Origin of the sequence: Helicobacter cinaedi CCUG 18818 = ATCC BAA-847, assembly GCF_000155475.1 — a bacterium.
Classification (GTDB): domain Bacteria; phylum Campylobacterota; class Campylobacteria; order Campylobacterales; family Helicobacteraceae; genus Helicobacter_C; species Helicobacter_C cinaedi.
The window spans coordinates 4,204-5,713 of sequence record NZ_DS990404.1; the positions used below are offsets into that span (position 1 = coordinate 4,204).

The following is a 1,510-nucleotide window of genomic DNA, read 5'->3' on the forward strand; positions in this document are numbered from 1 at the left end:
ACTACATATCTATACACCTATTGAATACAAAGAGGAGGGGCTTGTTGATGTGAGTGGGTATATTGTGGGGTTTGGAGCAGCGATTGGCAGAGGTCTGGTAATAAAAGGCACAAAATTTATATCAGAAATACAGGGCAATAGGTATGTGAAAAAAGAAAGTAGAGAAATGCAAGGCATAGCTAGAGAATCTTTAAATAATAAAGACGCAAGAGAATGGTATGTCAATACACAATTACCAAAAATTAAAGAGCTTAATAATAGAATCTTGACACTTGAAGAAAGGGCAAGATTTTGTTTTAATTTTCGTAATCAAGCTAAAAAAGATACAAGAGATGTTATGAGGGATAGGGCTGAAGCTGGGAGACTAGAATATAAAGAAAAGATTAAAACTTGGGAAGAATGGATAGAATATATAAAAAAAGAAAAGGGATTGACAAAAATGGAGGATATATATAATTATACTATTGAAGCTTCAAGTAGGTCAAGACCCAGTGTAAATGAAAACTTGGGGGTAAGCCCAAAATGATACGACAAATAGTGCAATATATTATCAAACCATTTAAACTTAAAAAAGGAGAATTAATGCAGACAGAAAAAAGAAAGGTTACTTATTGGGGCGGTTATCGGGAGATAGAGGGGCGTTTTGAATTTTATTTAGATGATTTCTATTGTGAAGAATATGTTTGTCCTTTTTGTATTAAAGCATTGGCACAATACAAGCATTATAATGTAGTGTTAAATGAAGATTATCTCTTTGGTCCTGATGTGAGTATTTGGGATTTTACTATCAATGATTTATCCTGTTTTTGGATATGGGAAACTGATACTTGGAGAAGCAGGATAAAAGTTAATGGCAATCCAAGCAGTCTAAAAAGAGAAACCCTAGAAAAAATTATGCAAGACTTATGTGATATGCTTAATATGCTAATAGAAAATGGAGAATTAGCATCTGTGCAAGACTAAAGAACTAATGACTAGACTAGCAAACCTCAATAAACCCCATACCCTAGAGTTTCACTATCAAGATAAGCTATTAGTGAGTAGTGTGTATGCAGAATATAAAGATTCTAAACAATTGGATAAGGAGAAAGATAATGGATAAAACTAAAGAAACGAAAAGGATTTCCTATTCAAAGTATCTTTGGAAAAGAGTTAATCATTTAGATTTCACAATAGAGAATTTCTATTGTGAAGAAGAAGTTTGTCCTTTTTGTATTAAAGCATTGGCACAATACAAACATTACAATGTTGTATTAAATGAAGATTATCTTTTGGGTCCTGATGTGAGCATTTGGAATTTTACAATCAATGATAAACCTTATGTATGGATATGGGACGTCATAACAGGGGAAAATACTATACGAGCCAAGTTTATAGAAAACCCAGACAATACGGAAAATAAAACACTAGAAAAAATTATGCAAGACCTCTGCGATGTGCTTAATATGCTTGTAGAAAAAGGTGAGATAGAATCTACTGATGATACTTCTAGTGATTGGCAACCCAAACA

4 protein-coding genes are annotated in these 1,510 nt (G+C 32.7%); all 4 read left to right on the top strand.

Features of this window, described 5'->3' with window-relative positions; all coding sequences use genetic code 11:
- Positions 1-526 (top strand): hypothetical protein (locus HCCG_RS11160; protein ID WP_081445340.1); only part of this gene is annotated, 526 nt, incomplete at its 5' end.
- A gap of 56 nt (positions 527-582) precedes the next feature.
- Positions 583-963 (top strand): hypothetical protein, encoded by a 381-nt coding sequence (locus HCCG_RS11165; RefSeq protein WP_002957655.1) that lies wholly within the window; start codon positions 583-585, stop codon positions 961-963.
- 7 nt (positions 964-970) lie between these two features.
- Entirely contained in the window at positions 971-1,102 is a 132-nt protein-coding gene (locus HCCG_RS12905) for a hypothetical protein (RefSeq protein WP_002957656.1), read from the top strand.
- Positions 1,095-1,510 (top strand): hypothetical protein (locus tag HCCG_RS11170; RefSeq protein WP_002957657.1); only part of this gene is annotated, 416 nt, incomplete at its 3' end. The genes HCCG_RS12905 and HCCG_RS11170, both read left to right, overlap by 8 nt.

Coding starts and splice junctions, on each gene's coding strand:
- HCCG_RS11165 (WP_002957655.1), top strand. CDS start 583: ATGCAGACAGAAAAAAGAAAGGTTACTTATTGGGGCGGTTATCGGGAG.
- HCCG_RS12905 (WP_002957656.1), top strand. CDS start 971: ATGACTAGACTAGCAAACCTCAATAAACCCCATACCCTAGAGTTTCAC.